Source organism: Agrobacterium sp. CMT1, from assembly GCF_037203725.1.
Taxonomy (GTDB): Bacteria; Pseudomonadota; Alphaproteobacteria; order Rhizobiales; family Rhizobiaceae; genus Agrobacterium; species Agrobacterium pusense.
Map to the genome: position 1 here is coordinate 14,907 of NZ_JBBCAR010000020.1, position 19,237 is coordinate 34,143.

At 57.1% G+C, this 19,237-nt stretch carries 17 protein-coding genes, 1 pseudogene and 1 other annotated feature; of the genes and pseudogenes, 11 read left to right on the forward strand and 7 right to left on the reverse strand.

Going from position 1 to position 19,237, the window contains the following annotated elements:
- Positions 1–259: 259 nt before the first annotated feature.
- The 3 genes from WA845_RS24555 (at position 260) to WA845_RS24565 (ending at position 4,246) form a co-directional block, all read left to right on the forward strand.
- Positions 260–901 (forward strand): hypothetical protein, encoded by a 642-nt coding sequence (locus tag WA845_RS24555; protein ID WP_337322829.1) that lies wholly within the window; start codon positions 260–262, stop codon positions 899–901.
- A gap of 895 nt (positions 902–1,796) precedes the next feature.
- Positions 1,797–1,852, forward strand: a sequence feature (sul1 is cis-regulatory element that is thought to sense ions involved in sulfur or methionine metabolism; They are found in Alphaproteobacteria).
- 73 nt (positions 1,853–1,925) lie between these two features.
- Positions 1,926–3,413 carry a SulP family inorganic anion transporter gene (locus tag WA845_RS24560; RefSeq protein ID WP_337322830.1) on the forward strand — a complete coding sequence of 496 codons (1,488 nt, stop codon included), beginning with the start codon at positions 1,926–1,928 and terminating at the stop codon, positions 3,411–3,413.
- A gap of 443 nt (positions 3,414–3,856) precedes the next feature.
- A complete protein-coding gene (locus WA845_RS24565; protein ID WP_210274128.1) occupies positions 3,857–4,246 on the forward strand; it encodes a GFA family protein in 390 nt (129 codons plus the stop codon).
- An 88-nt stretch (positions 4,247–4,334) separates the two neighbouring features.
- Here WA845_RS24565 and WA845_RS24570 read toward each other — a convergent pair whose 3' ends face one another.
- Together WA845_RS24570 and WA845_RS24575 are read right to left on the reverse strand one after the other, a co-directional pair.
- The gene (locus WA845_RS24570) at positions 4,335–4,985 is read right to left on the reverse strand and encodes a LysE family translocator (protein WP_064263073.1); all 651 of its coding nucleotides are present in this window, start codon (positions 4,983–4,985) and stop codon (positions 4,335–4,337) included.
- Between the two features lie 489 nt (positions 4,986–5,474).
- Positions 5,475–6,269 (reverse strand): DUF2243 domain-containing protein, encoded by a 795-nt coding sequence (locus WA845_RS24575; protein ID WP_111815069.1) that lies wholly within the window; start codon positions 6,267–6,269, stop codon positions 5,475–5,477.
- 427 nt (positions 6,270–6,696) lie between these two features.
- Between WA845_RS24575 and WA845_RS24580 the strand changes: the two genes are divergently transcribed.
- Positions 6,697–7,128: a hypothetical protein gene (locus WA845_RS24580; protein ID WP_111815006.1), complete on the forward strand. Its 432-nt coding sequence runs from the start codon at positions 6,697–6,699 to the stop codon at positions 7,126–7,128.
- 70 nt (positions 7,129–7,198) lie between these two features.
- Here WA845_RS24580 and WA845_RS24585 read toward each other — a convergent pair whose 3' ends face one another.
- Positions 7,199–7,471: an usg protein gene (locus tag WA845_RS24585; protein WP_006699025.1), complete on the reverse strand. Its 273-nt coding sequence runs from the start codon at positions 7,469–7,471 to the stop codon at positions 7,199–7,201.
- Between the two features lie 275 nt (positions 7,472–7,746).
- Between WA845_RS24585 and WA845_RS24590 the strand changes: the two genes are divergently transcribed.
- Both WA845_RS24590 and groL read left to right on the forward strand, forming a co-directional pair.
- Positions 7,747–8,061: a co-chaperone GroES gene (locus WA845_RS24590; RefSeq protein WP_337322831.1), complete on the forward strand. Its 315-nt coding sequence runs from the start codon at positions 7,747–7,749 to the stop codon at positions 8,059–8,061.
- A 54-nt stretch (positions 8,062–8,115) separates the two neighbouring features.
- Positions 8,116–9,741, forward strand: a complete 1,626-nt coding sequence (gene groL / locus WA845_RS24595; protein ID WP_337322832.1) for a chaperonin GroEL — start codon at positions 8,116–8,118, stop codon at positions 9,739–9,741.
- Positions 9,742–9,999: 258 nt separating this feature from the next.
- Here the strand turns inward: groL and WA845_RS24605 are convergent, their stop codons facing one another.
- The gene (locus WA845_RS24605; RefSeq protein ID WP_337322833.1) at positions 10,000–11,358 is read right to left on the reverse strand and encodes an alkyl/aryl-sulfatase; all 1,359 of its coding nucleotides are present in this window, start codon (positions 11,356–11,358) and stop codon (positions 10,000–10,002) included.
- Between the two features lie 113 nt (positions 11,359–11,471).
- Here WA845_RS24605 and WA845_RS24610 point away from each other — a divergent pair, with 113 nt between their 5' ends.
- Together WA845_RS24610 and WA845_RS24615 are read left to right on the forward strand one after the other, a co-directional pair.
- Positions 11,472–12,365, forward strand: a complete 894-nt coding sequence (locus WA845_RS24610) for a LysR family transcriptional regulator (RefSeq protein WP_209914738.1) — start codon at positions 11,472–11,474, stop codon at positions 12,363–12,365.
- A complete protein-coding gene (locus WA845_RS24615; RefSeq protein WP_337322834.1) occupies positions 12,362–12,919 on the forward strand; it encodes a gamma-glutamylcyclotransferase in 558 nt (185 codons plus the stop codon). The genes WA845_RS24610 and WA845_RS24615 overlap by 4 nt, the downstream gene beginning before the upstream one ends.
- 134 nt (positions 12,920–13,053) lie before the next feature.
- On the opposite strand, the gene WA845_RS24620 is transcribed toward WA845_RS24615, so the two are convergent.
- Positions 13,054–13,953 carry a LysR family transcriptional regulator gene (locus tag WA845_RS24620; RefSeq protein ID WP_209914734.1) on the reverse strand — a complete coding sequence of 300 codons (900 nt, stop codon included), beginning with the start codon at positions 13,951–13,953 and terminating at the stop codon, positions 13,054–13,056.
- A 218-nt stretch (positions 13,954–14,171) separates the two neighbouring features.
- Here WA845_RS24620 and WA845_RS24625 point away from each other — a divergent pair, with 218 nt between their 5' ends.
- The 3 genes from WA845_RS24625 (at position 14,172) to WA845_RS24635 (ending at position 16,647) form a co-directional block, all read left to right on the forward strand.
- Positions 14,172–14,786, forward strand: a complete 615-nt coding sequence (locus tag WA845_RS24625; protein ID WP_112416543.1) for an NAD(P)H-dependent oxidoreductase — start codon at positions 14,172–14,174, stop codon at positions 14,784–14,786.
- Positions 14,787–14,807: 21 nt separating this feature from the next.
- Positions 14,808–16,004, forward strand: a complete 1,197-nt coding sequence (locus WA845_RS24630; protein ID WP_209914728.1) for an MFS transporter — start codon at positions 14,808–14,810, stop codon at positions 16,002–16,004.
- Between the two features lie 217 nt (positions 16,005–16,221).
- Positions 16,222–16,647: a winged helix-turn-helix transcriptional regulator gene (locus WA845_RS24635; protein WP_044460218.1), complete on the forward strand. Its 426-nt coding sequence runs from the start codon at positions 16,222–16,224 to the stop codon at positions 16,645–16,647.
- A gap of 56 nt (positions 16,648–16,703) precedes the next feature.
- Here WA845_RS24635 and WA845_RS24640 read toward each other — a convergent pair whose 3' ends face one another.
- Complete coding sequence (locus WA845_RS24640; protein WP_337322835.1) at positions 16,704–17,648, reverse strand: aromatic alcohol reductase; 945 nt, start codon at positions 17,646–17,648, stop codon at positions 16,704–16,706.
- Positions 17,649–18,014: 366 nt separating this feature from the next.
- A pseudogene (locus WA845_RS24645) lies at positions 18,015–18,978 on the reverse strand (IS30 family transposase).
- Between the last annotated feature and the right edge of the window lie 259 nt (positions 18,979–19,237).

Here is a 19,237-nt window from a genome sequence, read left to right on the forward strand (position 1 = left end):
CCCAATCCGTCATAGCTACCCGTCAACGCAAGGTGACCACCATGCCCGCGGGAGGCACCGGTTTCCCCGATGTGAGCTCGTCGTCCGGTCCATACAATCAGCGACCATCGGTCGTGATCAATCGGACTATGGTCCGAATGCCCAGGGCATAGGTCGGAGTGGAGTAGAAACCCGAGATTTCGGCAATATTGTAGTGCGTAACAATTTGCTGGCACCGCAGCTCTGCACATGCGGTGACCCACCTTGAAAGGACCTGCAAATGAAAATCTCCTCGCTGATCGGTACCGCAAGCCTTGGGCTCGTCCTGGCCCTCGTCCCCATGGCTGGGGATACTCCCGGCTTCACGCACGCAGCATTTGCGAAGGACGGGAACGGCGGTGGTAACGGCGGCGGCAATGGCGGTGGTAATGGAGGAGGAAACGGCGGTGGCAACGGGGGAGGCCATGGCGGAGGGAAATCTGGCGCCGGCGAAAGCCGGGCGTCCTCGAATTCATCCGCGCACAAGGGCTCCTCGGCATCATTGAAATCGCATCACCCCGACAGTACTTCAAAATCTCACGCCGAGAAATCCAAAACGCACAGCGCAAAGCCCGGCACTGACAGCCTCAACTCGATGAAGAGAAACTACCATGCCTATCTGAATTCCCAGGACCCCAAGATGGCGGCGCTTGCAGCCTACGTGAAGGCATATGCGGAATTCGAAATTCAGTACGGGGTGGGGGCCGTGCCCACAGACCCCGCGCTTAGCGAAGCTGCCCTTGTCTCGGCGCTGGAACAGTTGGCAAACAGGCCGGTCACCGACGGGGAGCTTGCCGAAGCGAAGAGCATTTTAGGCGCTGGAACAGAAACAGGGAAAATCGCGGAGGTTCGCGACGCTCTCGAACAAGAAGACGGAAACTGAGAGACACCCGTAAAGGGGTGGCACGCCTGACCTGCCTTCGTCTGCTACCAGGAACTCACCTACGTGGCTGCAAGTTCTGTCCTGCGCCTTGAGAGTTTGGTGTCGGTCGACCTCATTTAATTGCCGGAGTAATGACCGGCACTATCGCCGGATCAAGTTGCCCGCCGCGAGCTTGATCCGGCGATGTCATGTAGGCGACCCGTTTGCCGTGAATACCTAATAATCAGTTGGCTGCCGCTAACATGCGCAAGCCAACGATAATGATCAGCGACAATGGAGATCTCGTGCGTGGTTTCGGCCCACTTAAGGCCGATAGCCGGAGATCAGCCTCTGGTCGAGGCGGTCAAATGTGGCCGGGCAGTCTTTTCAGAAGCGTTACGCTCTCTGACACTCGCAAGTCGTCGCATCGCATATCCCATTTTCTCGGCTATCCGAAACGATGACGCGTTATCTTCATCGGTTCCGCCGGTTCGCTAGCGCAACTGCTCCAGGCGGTGCGCCCGTACGGCAGAACGTTCCCTCAGTCAACCGCGCCCGGCGAGCGTCACGCGTGTTTCGAGTAACACTTTCCAGTCCCTGTCAGTCCTGCGTTGAGAACACCTTTTGAAGCCGACCCACGTCCGAAAATAGATGTCGGTTCACGGCCCCTCTTCGGGTTCACAAGAGGGGCGCATCAACGGACAGATTATCTTCTTCAAAGGTGCGGCGTCGCAATCGGCCGCTTCTATAATCGACCAACTGTAGGCAGCCTGTCTGCCGTTGGCCATTTATGAGCATCATTCCAGGTAAACGGCCTCGCATCCGCAATCTTAACCGCCACGTCTGACTTTCTGGCAGGCTTGGACCGGGTCGATCATTGCAAACCGATCCTGCGTGAGCTAGTTAACGTCATCCACAAGGACCCGGTGAAACTCCGGGTGGCTCTTCTGGCCGCCGATCCGCCAGACAACACAGCAACGCAACCTATGCCATTTCGAGGACGAGTTTCGCTCGGCCCGTTGCCTCAACTGTGAAAAATATTCCTATGCAAACTCTTTCAAACTACCGTCAGGAGTGGTTCTCCAACATCCGTGGCGACGTACTTTCGGGTATTGTCGTCGCTCTCGCGCTTATCCCGGAAGCGATAGGCTTCTCGGTGATTGCGGGTGTCGATCCCAAGGTCGGCCTCTACGCTTCCTTCGCAATCGCCTGCGTGACGGCCTTTGTGGGCGGCCGGCCGGGCATGATCTCTGCCGCCACGGCGGCGACCGCTGTCGTCATGATCTCGCTGGTCAAGGACCACGGTCTTCAGTATCTCTTCGCCGCCACCATCCTGATGGGCATCATCCAGATCGCTGCGGGATGGCTGAGGCTGGGCCGCGTGATGCGCTTCGTTTCACGTTCCGTCATCACAGGCTTCGTCAATGCGCTTGCGATCCTGATCTTCATGGCCCAGTTACCCGAACTCGTTGGGGTCCCGACGCTCACCTACATGATGATTGCAGGCGGTCTTGCCATCATCTACCTCTTTCCATACGTGACCAAGGCGATCCCATCGCCGCTTGTGGCCATCGTGGTTCTCACGGCCATGGCGTGGTGGTTCGGCATGGACCTGCGCACGGTCGGCGACCTTGGCGAACTTCCCTCTTCGATCCCATTCCTGATGCTTCCTCAGGTTCCGTTGACCTGGGAGACGCTGCAGATCATCTTCCCATACTCGGTGACACTTGCTGCTGTCGGCCTGCTGGAATCGCTGCTTACCGCGCAGATCGTCGATGATATGACGGACACGCCGAGCAACAAGAGCCAAGAATGCGTCGGACAGGGCGCGGGGAATATCGCCTCGGCACTGATCGGCGGCATGGGCGGATGCGCCATGATCGGACAATCGGTCATCAACGTAACATCTGGTGGTCGAGGACGTCTTTCAACGTTCGTGGCTGGTTCTTTCCTGCTGTTTCTGATCGTCGTCCTCAACGATCTCGTCCGGATCATCCCCATGGCCGCACTCGTTGCAGTCATGATTATGGTTTCCATTGGCACTTTCTCTTGGCGGTCGATCCTCGACCTGAGACGCCATCCGCTTCCGTCATCCGTCGTCATGCTGGCGACCGTCGTCACCGTCGTTGCAACACATGATCTGGCGAAAGGCGTGATCGTTGGCGTCCTGCTGTCCGGCATCTTTTTCGCTGGCAAGGTAGCCCGTCTGTTCAAGGTCACGCGGCTGGAGAATCCCGAACAGAACAGTGTCACCTATGCAGTAGTTGGACAGGTCTTCTTTGCGTCGGCAGAAGCCTTTATCCACGCTTTCGACTTCACCGATAAGGGCAAACGGATCATCATCGATCTCACAAGGGCCCATCTCTGGGACATCACCGCAATTGGCGCGTTGGACAAGGTCGTATTGAAGCTCCGTCAGGCGGGCAACGAGGTCGAGGTTCTCGGATTCAACGAAGCGAGTGCTGATATGGTTGATCGCTTCGCGCTGCACGACAAGGATGAGCGGCGCGCGGCAAGCGCTGCACTACACTGACCGCCTGCATCCGTGCGCCTTGATGTTGTGGGCGAGCGTCATGGATCGAACCGAATTACGGCGGACCTGAAGGTGTCGATGGGCGCCGTTGCGGCGCGCTTCGCTTTTACAGTTGCACCCGGGCCTGATGGCTGGCGCATCGACCTGCACCGATCATACCGCCCTGACGGCCCGAGATTGAAGGAAGGGAGACTGGTCTTGTTGCCGCTCGAGGAATGGCGGTAGCACGGTCAGGCAAGAAGGTTTAAAGGTGACATTGCGGCAAGATGATCGAGATGAAAACTGACTCTAGCGAGGCCGCAACAGATCACGCGTACACCTCGCAGCGGTCAACCATTGCAGCGCTGTTCAGAGAACAAATAGCTGGTCACTTTTACGCGCGCTGCTTACTCTTTGGAACGTGATTCAGGGTGGAAAGAAGCGCAACCCGGGACAACCACATAATGCGTCTGGCTTATTGCTCATGTCGACAACTGACACTAACGGCGAAAGGCGAACCGGTGAAGGTATCAATTTGCCACTGCCGGGAATGCCAGCGCCGTACCGGCTCCGCGTTCGGCGTTGCCGTGTTTTACGGGGCGGGCCAGGTGACCGCAGCCGGCAACCATAAGGCATTTCTACGCCGGGGCGAAAGCGGAAAGGAGTTGGAGTTCCGCTTTTGTCCTTGCTGCGGATCTACGGTATATTGGCTCCCGGAATTCCGGCCAAACCTCGTCGCGATTGCCCTTGGCTGTTTTGAGGATCCATCAGGCATCGAACCGACACAGAGCGTATATGAAGCAATGCAATTCCCTTGGGTTTCTTTGTGTTTGCGAAGTGAGGGATCCCATTGACCCGCCGCGTTTGCGACCGCAAGCCTCTACCATCACTCCGGCGCCACGTTAACTTCCGACCCTCGTCGCCTGCAGGTATTATCATAACCTAGTTTTTGTGGTTTCCCGAAAATGCGGCCGTCAATCCGAGGCCGATGTAAATGGACCCGCTGACCCAGCGTTCAGCTTTAAGGTAGACCGGGCTGCGCTTCAGCCAATTACCTGCCGTCCCGGCAGCGAGTGCATAGGCGCCGTCCGTGAGCACTCCGATCACTGTGTAAAGAACCCCGAGGAACGCAACCTGCATTGCCACATGGCCACGCTGGGGCTCAACAAACTGCGGCAGAAAGGCGAGGAAGAACAACGCGGTTTTCGGATTGAGGAGGTTGACCAGGAAACCCTCGCGGAAAATGCGTCCGCGACTGCGCGGCTGGTCTGCGCCGTTAAAATCGGGAATGCTCGCGGGACCGAAAAGCTTCTTGAAGCCCAACCAAATCAGGTAGGCCGCGCCGGCATACTTCACCACGCTGAAGGCGATCGCGGAAGACGCCAGGAGCGCCGACAGCCCTGCAGCCGCCGCGGCGACATGCACGAGTGTGGCCGCGTGAATGCCCAGAATCGAGACGAGGCCAGCAGAACGGCCCTGCTCGACCGAGCGGGCGAAGATGTAAAGAACCGCCGGCCCAGGCACGAGAAGCAGAACAAGCGTGGCGCTGACGAACAGGCTGAGATTGGCCGCGCCGGGAATTATCGAATCCATGATTGTGTCACTCCCCTCTGTGGCGATAGCAATAGCATTGAAAAGCGTTCGGTGCGAGACCGGCTTGTTGTGCCGCCATCCAATGGTTCAGTGACTATGGAGTTCGCACGTCACGTTGATGTCGTCGAAAGAACCAGCTTCAGTGGCGGCTTGAACTACTATGGCAACCTCGATGTGAACCGGTACCTGTGACGCTCGCTCCACGGTTTAAACGTGGGCCTTCCGGCTGTTTATATCGTGGGAGAGCGGTACCCTCGCTTCAATATGCCCGGCCCGCGGCGAGTCATCGACAAATGCCGAAACTTGTTCCCAACCTAACGCGGAGCTACGTAATACCGGATTGTGGACATTGGGCGCCGCGGAAAAAAACCGCGGTGTTAGACGCAATGATCACCTTTTCGAGGTCTATACGGGGTTGCGAGTGAGACAGGCGCACAGCAAAATCGCGCGAACCATCGTTAGTTTGTTCCGGCCGGATCACCCTCTTTGCTAGGCTCTGGTCCAGTTGAAACAGCCGAGGGGCAGAGTGGCGTTGCTTACCAACAGTGCACCGTGGCGATAGAGCTCCAAGGGATTTCCATCCGCCGGCATATCCACTGCCCACAATTGGCCCGACGCGTCAGAGGCAATTATCCTGCCGTTTACCGCGGCAATGGCAGCAAACGCATCCAGCTCGCTTGTGCCGGGTGAAAAAAGCACCGCCACCTGTGATTGATCGGACGGCGGCAGCAAAGCGAGCGGCCCCGCGGTCAGTGCCGCCACGACGAGCAAAAACGGCGATCTGGGCACACCACTCCCCCTTTTTGACCCGCTTCGGCGCATTATCCAGCCAATGGTCAGAGGGATAAGTCCAAACATGGCAAACCAGAGCAAATCCCAAAAAAGCGGGTTATCCACGTCCATACGGACGCGGTGAATTCCCAGCAGCCAGTGTGACACAATACTGTCAAGGACATGCCATCCACCGAAGCCGACAATGGCATTGGCAAACATAAGACGATCCGCTCCTGGTGCAGGGAATTCGTTACGGGCTCGCCAGAGCAAGCAAAGTCCAATGATGGCGATGAGGTACATCAACGCATGAAAAATACCATCCCAGAGAATGAGAAGGCGAATATCCAGGCGTGCCTGCTCAAGACCACTTAAAAGATGATGCCATTGCAACAACTGGTGCAACAAAATGCCATCGAAGAAGCCGCCGAGTCCAAAGCCCAGCATATAACCGGCCCATCGAAACTCTCCGGAAAAGGGCCGGAGGCTTGTTTTAGCTCCTACGTCTGTCATTGATTCCCTCCACTCAAATGCCATTCCAACCTCAGGAACGGGCCAATGTTCCGCAGTGTCCGTAGCTGCATGAGCCGGTCGCACGGGGCTTTGGAACTGCGGCTGCTTATGTATCAAGAGGCAATCGCAAGGATCAAAACTGGGAACGGCTAGGGGCTGACTTGGGTCGCGGAAGTGCTTTGCACAACACGCATGTGTAACGGCACCAAGATTGCGGCCTTCCACAACAAGAGGTCAAGCCGTTTCCGGCAGCGCGCGGTAAGCGACAGATCGGGCGAGGGTGCTTTGCGACGTGTGCGTTCCCGTGAAGCCGCTTCAGGTGACTGACGGCCGGGGGCGGGCCTACCCGGATCAATGACTTCGGCCGCGTCTAATGACAAGCCAGACGCAAGCGAGTTGCTCCACGTTGCAACTAAAGGAGAATCGAATGTCTGCAATCGACCGGATTGGCGGAGCCGCCGCGATTTACACACGTTTACGGCCGCAGGAGGTCACTCAGACAGCCCCCGGCCAGGCTGCCGAGCGGTCAGTTGGGGCCTCTTTCGGGGGTGCCCCCGCGCCGCTCTCCTCCAATCTTGCAAATGTACTCTGGTCGCTCCAGGGAGAACCGGCCGGATACATTGATGAGGCGCCTCTGGAAAACGGCGGGCCAAGCCCGGAGGAAGAACTGAGCAAATGGGCGCATATGAGCCTCGGCGAAAAAATCAGGGCGCAGTATCTGGAGGCGCGCGGGTTAACGGAAAGCGATCTTGCCGCCATGGCGCCCGACGAGCGAAAGGCGATAGAGGACGAGATCAAGAACGCGATCATGGCTGCACTGGAGGATACTGGCGAGGGCCACACACGTCGGAGGCCGTGATCCGGTCCCAAAACGGAAGAGGTTTTGCGTCTATAATCCCCCGCCGCCCGAGTGTTGTGTCGGTCACCTGTCACTGCAGACGGAACTCGCCGTCAATGCGACGCCATTCATTCGGCCCAATCAAACGCTGGTGGGTAAAGCGGACGGAGTGAAGGGGGCCGTCGAGCCTCGTTTGCCAAAAGTCCAGGAACTTGTGCATTTCGGGGAAGTCCGGGGCCAGGTCATAATCCTGCCAGACAAATGTCTGGAGCACGGCCTCGAAATCCGGAATCCGATAGAGGATGTGGGCAGTGGTGAGGCCATAGCCATTAAGCTGGCGTTCGAGATCGGATGAAAACTGCATGCTTCATCTCCTTTCGTGACACGACGAAGTGTGGCGCAAAATATTCCAGGCATCAACGGTTTTCTCAACGCGAACCATCAGAATTTCGTTCCTTTTCAGCGCATTAGCAGCAGACAATCCTGAGTGCTGATTTTTTTGCGTCCACCTCTTGAAATTCAAAAACCGCCAAACCAGATTTTTGCGCGCGAACGCTCGGACGAGGTTCGCACTTCCGGACCGGCCACCCCCGGCCCGGGAAGAATAGACGTCATCTTTTTTGTCTCACGGAGGAAAATATGTCGTTCCGACCGCTTCATGACCGCATTCTCGTGCGCCGGGTCGAATCCGAAGAAAAGACCAAAGGCGGTATTATCATCCCCGACACTGCCAAGGAAAAACCGCAGGAGGGCGAGGTCATCGCCGTTGGTCCCGGTGCGCGCAACGATGCCGGACAGATCCAGGTGCTCGACGTCAAGGTGGGCGACCGCATTCTTTTCGGCAAATGGTCAGGCACCGAGATCAAGATCAATGGCGAAGGCCTGCTGATCATGAAGGAAAGCGATGTCATGGGTATCATCGGCTCCCAGGCTGAGCAGAAGAAAGCCGCCTGAGCATCCTACCCTACACCCATCAGTCAGATAGCTGCCTATTGAGGAGTTAAAAAAATGGCTGCAAAAGAAGTCAAGTTTCACACCGATGCCCGTGAACGCATGCTGCGAGGGGTCGATGTGCTCGCTAATGCCGTGAAGGTCACCCTCGGCCCCAAGGGTCGTAACGTTGTTATCGACAAGTCCTTCGGCGCGCCGCGTATTACGAAGGACGGGGTGTCGGTCGCGAAGGAAGTTGAGCTTGAAGACAAGTTCGAGAACATGGGCGCGCAGATGCTGCGCGAAGTCGCTTCGAAGACCAACGATCTGGCCGGCGACGGTACCACGACCGCAACTGTTCTGGCCCAGGCAATCGTCAAGGAAGGCGCCAAGGCGGTAGCCTCCGGCATGAACCCGATGGACCTGAAGCGCGGCATCGATCTCGCCGTCGACGCCGTCGTCAAGGAACTCAAATCCAAGGCTAAGAAGATCACCAGCAATGCCGAGATCGCCCAGGTCGGTACGATCTCTGCGAATGGCGATTCTGAGATCGGCCGCTACCTTGCCGAAGCGATGGAGAAAGTCGGCAACGAGGGTGTGATCACAGTTGAAGAAGCCAAGACCGCCGAGACCGAGCTCGAAGTCGTCGAAGGCATGCAGTTCGATCGCGGCTACCTGTCGCCTTACTTCGTGACCAACCAGGATAAGATGCGGGTCGAACTGGAAGATCCGTATATCCTGATCCATGAGAAAAAGCTTTCCAACCTCCAGGCCATGCTTCCGGTCCTGGAGGCCGTTGTTCAATCTGGCAAGCCGCTCCTGATTATTGCTGAAGACGTCGAAGGCGAGGCTCTTGCAACGCTGGTCGTCAACAAGCTGCGTGGTGGCCTCAAGATTGCTGCCGTCAAGGCTCCAGGCTTTGGCGACCGCCGCAAGGCCATGCTGGAAGACATCGCCATCCTGACTGGCGGCACGGTTATCTCCGAAGACCTCGGTATCAAGCTTGAGAATGTCACGCTCAATATGCTTGGCCGCGCGAAGAAGGTGGCCATCGAAAAGGAAAACACCACCATCATCGACGGTGTCGGCTCGAAGCCGGAGATCGATGGCCGCGTGGCGCAGATCCGCGCGCAGATCGAGGAAACCACTTCCGACTACGACCGTGAAAAGCTGCAGGAGCGTCTCGCCAAGCTCGCCGGCGGTGTCGCCGTTATCCGCGTCGGCGGCTCAACCGAAGTCGAAGTGAAGGAGAAGAAGGACCGTGTCGACGATGCGCTGCATGCGACCCGCGCTGCGGTCGAGGAAGGCATCCTTCCCGGTGGCGGTGTGGCGCTGCTGCGTGCCGTAAAGGCGCTTGACGGCCTTCCGACAGCCAATGACGACCAACGCGTCGGCATCGACATCGTCCGCCGCGCAATCGAGGCACCCGTCCGTCAGATCGCCGAAAACGCCGGCGCGGAAGGCTCCGTTATCGTCGGCAAGCTGCGCGAGAAGACGGACTTCTCCTTTGGATGGAACGCACAGACAGGCGAATACGGTGATCTCTACGCGCAGGGCGTTATTGACCCGGCCAAGGTCGTTCGTACTGCGCTTCAGGATGCCGCCTCTGTAGCAGGCCTTCTGGTGACGACCGAAGCGATGATAGCCGAAAAGCCGAAGAGGGATGCCGCGCCTGCACCCGTCGGACCGGGAATGGACTTTTGATGGAAGGGGGGGCGCCCAGAGGGCGCCCCCTGTTTGCTGCTGCCTGAGCAACGATGCGGAGCCTGGCCGGCCAAATGCCAGCGCTAGTACTCTTCTGCAAGTCCGCGGGCGTCTGGATGAACGCAGTGAAGGCGGCCGGTGGGCTGTTCCTCCCGGAATAATAAAGGGCCACGGGCGTCAGGAGCGGCGTCCACTCCTCCAATATGCGCGTCAGTCGTCCAGCCCCAGCCCTTCGCGGCAAAGGTTTCTGCGAAAGCTTTATTCTTGCGTTGCGCGTTCTGCCTTCAGGCTGTTGGCCACGGTGAGGTAGTAATTTCGGGTAGTGGCATTCATCTGTCGCTCGCCCAACTCGCGGAAGGCTTTGATCTTAACATCCAGGGCGGCGGAGTTCTTCCCGTCAACCGCCAGAAGATGGTCGGCTTGTTCAGCGGCCCATTGGGCCTCTCCGGACCCTAAAGCGTCTTGCGCGTTTTTAAGCAGCTTGTCAGTTCCCCCAACCAATGCAATCAGCTTTTCCGCGCGCTGCTTGTCAGTCAGGGGGAAGATGTGAGTCGGGTTGCCATCGAACCAACCCGCTTGCTGCGCAAAGATGCCGCGCACCGACCACGCCACAGTTCCGTAGAACTCCTGAAGATAATGGTGCTTCGCAAGGTTGTCCGGTAGCTTCACCTCTTGAACCAGCTCGTCTGGCGTCCTGCCCTTTGCTATACCTTCCATGGTCTTGTCGTAGACGAACTTGATGCCATCGCGATATGCGGTGAGGGCGTCCTTGGCATCGGCGGCATTTTGAATGGTGCCCATGTGCCCGGGTACGACAAAGTCAGGATCTAGAGCGATCAATGTATCAAGGCTTTTGATCCACTTTTCGACTGGACGGGTGGGCAATCCGCGCAGAGGCGCGATATTCGGAAATGTCTTTAGAAACACATCGCCTGCGATCAGCACTTTACCGTCGGGCAGCCAGACAGAGATATTTTCGTCTGCCTCCCCCGGCGTGAAGATCAGCTTGAGTGACACACCTGAGATTGTCAGGTCTTTTTCTGCGCCATCGAACGTGTCGTTTGGCGGGATGAAGCCGTCTCGCGTATGCGGCGTAGTCCTGCCGTATTCGAGCTGCGTGCCTGCATTGATGAAATCTTCGTCCGGCAACTTCGTTCCGAAAGCGTCACCGCCATCGCGACGCCCACGTCCGGTATCGGGTTTTGCGGTGACAAGCAGTTTGTGACTGTAGATTGCGGGTTGGTCCTTACCCGCGAATACCGTCGCGCCGCCTGTGTGGTCCGGATGATTATGGGTGTAGATGATTGCCTTGACCGGGTGACGCAGCCGCTCTCCGAACGCTGCCATTATCGCCTTCGCATCCACCGGATTGGCGGAGGTGTCCACGATGATCGATCCGTCTTTACCCTGGATCAAAGTCACGTTGCTGGCAGAATAGCCAACCGCCGCGTACACTCCCTCAGTCACTTCGATGATCCGCTTCTGAAACTCGTCGGAATGAGCGATCAGCTTGTCCCGGCCAGAGTACGTTTTTTCTGCGAGCGCAGACGTCGTCATGCCAAGGGTTGAAATCATTGCGGCGATTACTCCTGTTTTCACTATCGATGAACCGTGCATGTGCTCTCCAATCTCGCGGACGAAAGACGTCCAAAAGCGTAAACTACGATAACCATTTTTGGTAGTGTAGATGCGTATTTGACAAACAGCTTCTCGGAAACGATAATGCAGTCATGGATTACAATGCTGTCAGGATGTTCGTCGCGGTAGCCCAGACGGGCAGTCTCTCCTCTGCTGCAACCCGTCTTGGGGTGCCTCTCCCTACGCTTAGCCGGAAAGTGTCAGAGCTTGAGGCCAGCCTTAAAGTTCAACTGCTGGAGAGAACTGCGAAAGGATGCCGCCCGACGGAAGCGGGTTCACGGCTGTTTGAGCAAGCGAGCGGAGGGATAGACCTTCTCGAAGATGCTGAACGTGCCATCTTGTGCGACCAGGAACAGTTGGTCGGCCGCTTGCGTTTGTCGCTTCCGCAGTCGTTCGAGCCATGGTGGGATTTGTTGGCTCTGTTCCAGCGGGCGTACCCCGGCATTCAGATCAATGTCTACTCCACGGAAAGGCGCGTCGATCTCCTCGCGGATGGCGTAGATGTTGCCCTACGGGTTGGCGCGATAGGCGATGAAACAGTCGTGGCACGTCACATGCTGACTTATCGGCACATTCTTGTCGCCAGCCCCAGACATTTATCGGCACACATCAGCCCGAAGGTTCCGGATGACATCTTGAGGCTTCCCTGTGCAGCATGGGGTTCTACGCTTGATGCACAGCCTTTCTGGACACTTGGAGGTCAGAAGCAGAGGATCAATGCGACCTTTACGGTAAACGATTACCTTCATCTTAGAGCGCGCGCGATGGCAGGAGATGTGGCAACAGAACTGCCAGCTTTTCTCGCAGCCAATGCCCTGAAATCAGGCGACCTTGTCGAACTTCTTCCTGAATACCCCTTTCCAGAAACTGCTCTCCACCTGGTCTATAAAAGACAGCGTTATCCCTCCACGGTAGTTCGGGCCTATCTCGACTTCTGCTCGGCTAACATCGCGACTGTAGAGGCAAGCTGTCAGGTAACCTCATGAGCGGAACGAAAATGTCGCTCACGCCGGAGCTGGTTGCTCTCACGCTGAAGCCAGTTCCAGATGAGGGGCCGGAGCCAAGGTGGAACCCAATCCAAGAGGACGAACTGGATGCCTTGGTGCGACGGGTAACGGAAGAGAGCAACAATGAGCCTCTGTGGATATTCGCATACGGTACGTTGATCTGGAATCCGGACTTCGACTTCGACATGAAAGAGGTCGGGACCGTGTACGGCTGGCACCGATCCTTCTCGCTTCATATCGAGAGATGGCGGGCAACGTCAGAGCAACCAGGCCTTATGCTCGCACTCGAACGAGGCGGAACCTGCAAAGGCATTGCTTTCCGGATGCAGCAACCACCCAAGCCGGACGATCTTCGTCGCCTGCTGGCACGCGAAATCCGATATCGGGAAGTGACGCCCATGATCGAATGGGTGGACGTTCATACAAAAGACGGAAAACGCAAAGCCCTGCCATTCTGGGCAAGCAGCCCAAGTCATCAGTTCACGACACCGCTATCGCTGGACTGCGCGGTGACAATCAGGGAGCATTTCTAGTGAGGCAATGCGCGGTCTCATCCTGATCGCCGCGCTATAGACGCTGAACATAGGTCGGGCAAGCGTGTATCGTGCCCTTAGAGAAGCTGCATCAACGTAGGGACGAGTAGCCGCTTCGCGCTTAAGTCCCTATGCTACTCAGAGGAAACTGATGCCCGGCTCTGCACTGCTGATCGCAGCGCCTCCGCTAATGCCCGCACATCTGGGCTTGCTCCAACAGCGTCACGGAAGATCAGAAACAGTTCAACGGACTTTCGTGCACGTTCAGCCATCCGCAGCTCTTTCAAGGTGCCGGTCTTGAGGTCCTCCTCGATCAGAGTCTCCGCGAACCAGCTGAACCCCAGACCGCGTCGTGCAGCCTCGATCGATGTCGACGTCTGAGAGAACACGATCCGGTTTTGTGAAACGTGCCAGGCACCTTGGTCGGCCCGCCGTTCGCCGCTGTCTCGAATGATCAGATGATGGTGATCCCGAAGGTCATGCAACGTCACTTGATCAAGCTTGTGGAGGGGATGCATTGGCGCCGCGACCGGCAGAAATGCTACGCGCAGGATTGGCTCGCCCAGGAACCCGTCGGGAACTTCAGGCGCAATTGCAAGATCGACCTTTCCATCTTCAAGAAGCCCCCGGAACCCCGACACAACTGTTTCAAACACTTCGACACGAATCGTTTGCCGGTCTGCGGCGTGACATTCGATGGCTTCTATTAGTATGGCCGGAGGGAACATGATGTCTGCCGCCAATCGCAATTCGGCCTCATGACCAAGAGCCATTTGCGCAGCAGCTTTCTCCAGGCGACCTGCCTCAGCCAAGAGATATCTGGCGCGCAGGTATAATGCCTTTCCTTCGGCCGTCAGAATGGCCTTTCTACCCTGGATTCGGAAGACTTGAACGCCGGTCCGCTCTTCGATCTGTGCCACCGCATAGCTGACGGAGGACTGGCTTTTGCCAAGCGCCTCTGCGGCCAAGGCGTAGCTTCCAGCATCAACGACGCCGACAAGGGCACGCCATTGCTCAAGTGAAATTAAAAGCATCCACTCATCCGATTGGTTTGGTCGAAAAATTGCACTATTTTATCCATTCACATGATCTATCGTTTGTTCAGCCCTAACGAAAGGGCTCAACCAAAGTAGAAAGAAATATGTCAGCTAGATCGCGAGCACGAAGCCCGTCGGCTCCGATCGTGCAGATCCGTCTTGACCACGCATCCGCGTGTCAGCGCTGCAGTACCTGTGATGAAGGAGAAAGGATCATGTCAGCTAAGCCAATTCACCTCGCCATCCTCGTGGGCAGCAATCGCGAAGGCCGCCTCGCGCCAACGATTGCCAGATGGTTCACCGACCAGATTCGGTCAGACGATAGTTTCTCAGTTGATGTTATTGATCTGGCAGAGGTCCATTTGCCAGCGGTCATTTCGGACATACCCGGTCCTGAAGCTGTGGCATTCTGCCAGCGTCTTGCCGACGCCGATGCCTTTGTGTTCGTTGTGCCGGAGTACAATCACAGCTTTCCAGCCGTTCTCAAGCACGCTATCGATCTTGGTTATCATGAATGGCAGGCCAAACCGGTGGGATTCGTTTCCTACGGCGGATTTGGCGCGGGCCTTCGCGCCGTGGAGCACCTGCGGGGCGTAATTGCGGAACTGCACGCGGTGACGGTGCGCGACACTGTCAGCTTCCGGAACGCATGGGACGTCTTCGATGATCAAGGACGGCTGGTTGACCCCGCGAGTTGTGCAGGGGCTGCTACCGCAATGCTGCATCAGTTGAAGTGGTGGGGCACGGCCTTGCGTCGGGCGCGCGCCGACGAGCCTTACACCGCTGCGCCAAGCAAGAGCGAGGAAGGCGAACTGGTCGACGCCGGATAAACGCCGTGGGAGACGTACATCATGTCTGTTGCACATCATCTTGAAGAGGCCCGGACGGGGCCGGTAGGCTGGCTTGTCGTATTTGCCATCGCGGGGACAGGTATCGTTTCTGCGCTGCAGGTGGGGAAGGCACCGATTGCGCTAAGCCTCATCCAAAGCGACTTGGAGGCCGATCTTGTGGTCGCTTCCTGGGTCATCTCTGCCTTCTCGATCGTAGGGGCGACTTGTGGCGCGCCGATCGGACTAGCCGTGGATCGACTTGGTGCGAAGCGTATGGTGGTGGGGGGGCTTTTATGCCAGGCTCTGGCATCCGGACTCGGCGTTACTGCGGGCGGCGCTGGAGATCTGATCCTGTGGCGTGTTCTTGAGGGACTTGGCTTTGTTTCAGTCATGGTGGCCGCGCCCACATTGATCTTCGCCATTCCGTCCTCAAAGCTACGCGAATGGGCGATTGCCATCTGGGCGACCGTCATGCCCATTGGAATGGCGCTAGCCATGCTGTGCGCGCCGCTGCTGGAGTATTTCGATTGGCGCGAGTTCTGGATGCTGAACGCCGCGCTCCTGCTCGGCTACGGACTAGTCGCTGTCGCATCAATTCCAGCAACAACAGTTGGGATGACGGACCGGTCGGTGAAGGAGCAATTGGCACAGGTCGCTGTCGCGACAGGCCCCTGGGTGCTAGCGGCGCTGTTTGCTGCCTTTTCCACCGCCTTCTTCGCGATCTTTGGCTTCCTTCCAACGCTGCTTCAAGAGGACGTCGGGCTCAGCCGAAACTTCGCTGGAACCGTTACTGCAATCTCGATAGCGGCTGGTGGCATCGGCAATCTTGTCTCCGGCTTTCTGCTTGCAAGGTGGAAACGTCCAACCCGGATTTTAACGGGAGGGTTCTTGGCTATGATGGGGTTTGGCTACGGCATCTTGGCAGACGGTGTGGCGTGGCAGTTGGTCGCCAGCTTTTCTGTTCTGTTCTCCTTCATGGCCGGGTTGGTACCGGTCGTGCTGATGACATGCCTGCCAAGACTGGCACCTCGAGCGGAACTGGTTGGCGGGACTATGGGTCTCGCTATGCAAGGCAATAATGTTGGCATGCTTGTGGGGCCGGCAATGGCTGGTGCGCTCGCGCCCAGCCTCGGCTGGGGCAGCGTCGCGCTTGTCGTCGCGTCCGTGCTGGCGGGTGCGATAGCAGTGGGTCAGGTGTGGCTACCGGCGAAGACGTAAGCTGTCGGATTGTTCCCCCGCCGGTCCGCTGAAGAAGCGCGGCAGGGGGTGACCCCGAGCCGCACGCAGCCGGCCTTAGCTTCCTCAGCGTCTCGGTTGCTTTGCGCCAATTGCGGACACGGAATATTGAGCGTAACCAGATATTTGTAGGGCCAAAAACGTGTGTCACACTTTAAAGTGCTGATATGACGCACAGCAGCTTGCCGGAAACCAGAAAATGACAAGAGAAGAAATCCTGAACTATTCTCAAGCTGTCTGCGACGGCCTGCGCGAAGATGAGGATGGGGTCAGACGAGAGGTTCTGACGCACGCGGGCAACAGGTGGTCTCTTGGCGTGATACACACTCTTGGGGTTTATGGCAGGCTTCGACACGCGGACATCGGAAGGCGAATGCATGGTGTGACGCAACGGATGCTGACCCGTACCCTACGCCAGCTCGAAAGAGATGGCCTCGTCACGCGCCACGATCTCGTTGAGATGCCACCTCGCGTAGAATATGAGCTGACCGAATTGGGTATGGGGCTTCTCATCCGCATGATCCCGCTGTGGACATGGGTTGTGGAGAATTCCGACCTGTTTAGAAAATCGCGCGAAGATTATGATTCTCGTCCGCCAGAAAAGCCTTCCTGGCAGACGTTTTGATATGAGGGCGCGCACCGCTCCGCTGACCGTTAATGCGGAACGGTGCTCAGGGTCGCTTACTTGCCGCTGAGATTGGCGTTTATCCAATCGGACACATCCGTAACCTTAGTACCTTCCCGTACGTTGAACGTGCCCGCCTTGTCCCATGCCATGCCGCGCCCGATGCCAAAGGCTGCCCGGTATTTGCGCATCATGTTTTGCGGGTCATTTGCCAGTTCTTCCAAGAGAACCGGAACCGTCCATTCAGAGCGACTGAACGGCCGGTTTAAACCTGCTTCCAGCTTGTCCGCGAGTTCGCCATAGGTGACAGTATCGCCTGCCAGGAAGACGATTTCGTTGCCGATGGTGGGCTCGTAGAACACAATTTCGGCAGTGAGCACACCGATATCATCGGGCGTTGTCACCGTTACTGCCGTATCGAAACTGCCCAGCGCTCTTACTGCGCTCTTTTCCAAATCGACGACACCGAACTCCGGCTCGAACAGATAACTCATGAACATGCCGGTGGAGATGATCACCCATTCGGTCTTGTTCTGCGAGCGAAGCAGTTCACGTACATCAAGCTGCGCGTCGAAGATGTCCTGCGGGCCACCTCGACCGATGGCCTCGAAATCGACGCCGAACTGCCACGGGAAGTATCTCGGAACACCGGACTGCAATGCGGCCTTTGCCAGCTTCATCGGGGTGTTGATCCCGGCCGCATAGCCTGTGCAGCCGATGACGGTGTCATACTGCGAGAACAGGGAAGCCAACTCGTCAATTGAATTTCTGACCAGATCGCCCACGACAATCTCAATCCCCAAGTCACGGATCTCGGCGATATCACGCTGTTTGGCCGGCGAGTCGGACTCAACGGCGCTTGCGCGCAGCAGGACGCTTATCTTTGCTCCGTCTACGTCCTTCGAGCGACGAGCCAGATTACGCAGGACAGGCATTCCAAGCTCACCTGCACCGAGCACGAGGATGTTGCGTGATTTCACGCCGGAAACGGGTTCATTCATTGTTTTAGCCTCTTTCAGATCGAATGAGGCCTCTACTTGGCGATTTTGAAGTTCGATGGAAGAAGGTACATGAGTGATACCATACCGAAAACGAGGTCGGGCTTCCGTCAGGGTAATTCTTCGACTCGTCACCGATTGTCCGCTTTGGGCCGAAAGCTGCCTTCATTCAGCCGCCTCCATTCGAGCGAGTGCCCTCTGTCGTTTCGCAATCACCTCCGGATCGTTCATGAAATCCGTCCGTCGTCCTGGCTTGCGGCCCCGCTTTTGATATCCATTACTCTGGCTGCCGTCCAGGATCTCAAACATGCTGTTGACCTGTTGGAGGAGCTAATCCAACTGCATCATGCCAGCCCGAAGGGTAGGGGATCACGCGCTTCCGTGCAAATTGGCCATGAACACCTCGGCCGGCGTCTTGTATCCCAGGCATTTGCGCGGCTGATTGTTCAGATGTCTCGCAAGTGTGGTCAGGTCGCGTTGTGACACCAACGCCAGATCGGTGTTGCCGGGAAGGAAGCGACGAAGACGTTTGTTTGCGTTCTCGACCGTGCCTTTCTGCCAGGGTGCACTGGGATCGCAAAACCAGCTGGATGCGCCCATCCCATCCTCCAAAGCCCTGAATCCGGCGAACTCGGTCCCACGGTCAAAGGTGAAGCTTCGACGTGCGAATCCCGGCAAGGGTGAGAATGATCTGATGATCTTGTCCATGATCGGACCGGAATGCCGACTTGGGTTCTTGATCAGCACGAGGTAGCGGCTCTTGCGCTCGACAAGCGAGGTGATGTTTGCCTGGCCGAATGGGCGCTCAAAGATCAGAAGATCACCTTCCCAATGACCGAATTCTAGTCTTTGCCCAACGATATCAGGCCTTTCGTTTCCTCGAGCGCAATGGACGACGTTTGCGGCGCGCTTCCGGCAGGTAGTCATAGAGACCTAAGCCGTAATCCTCCTTACTGTAGATGAAGCGATAGATCGTCTCCTTGCACACACGAACCAGGCATACGCCGTCGGAAACCAGGCGGCCGGCAATCTGTTCCGGTGACCAGCGAGCCTTCAATTGACTGATAATTTCCTCGCGCAAATCGGGATGACGTCTGAGCTTTCTCAGCCTGCATCGCCGTTCCCGAGCCAGATCATTGGCAAGCGTGCTGTAGTAGCCATCATAGTCCGGCAGTTCACGATCATGGAACGAGTTGCGCATGATCTCGCGATATATCGTCGAGCGATGACGGCCAAGTAGACGCGCCATCTCGTTGATGGACACTTTGGCTGTCATCAGCTGATGAAGGCGTCGGCGGTCGGCGAGGGTGATTTGCGTATAGCATCGAGACATGTCGAAATCTCCGAAGTGAAGCCATTGAAATTACTGGCATGTCGCACTTGGAAATAGAATGTACCAGGCTACATAACTTTGCGGCATAACATATATTATGGAACTGATTTCAGATTCATCTCCACCGGAGTCGAGACGCGAGCTTTCCGATATTTCGGCGGAAGTTCTGCGGTTGGCAGATCGTCGACCTTGAACTGCTTGCCGGTCGACCAGGGAAGCATGTTGAGCGCCACACCAAGCCCCGCGATGATCGCAGCAA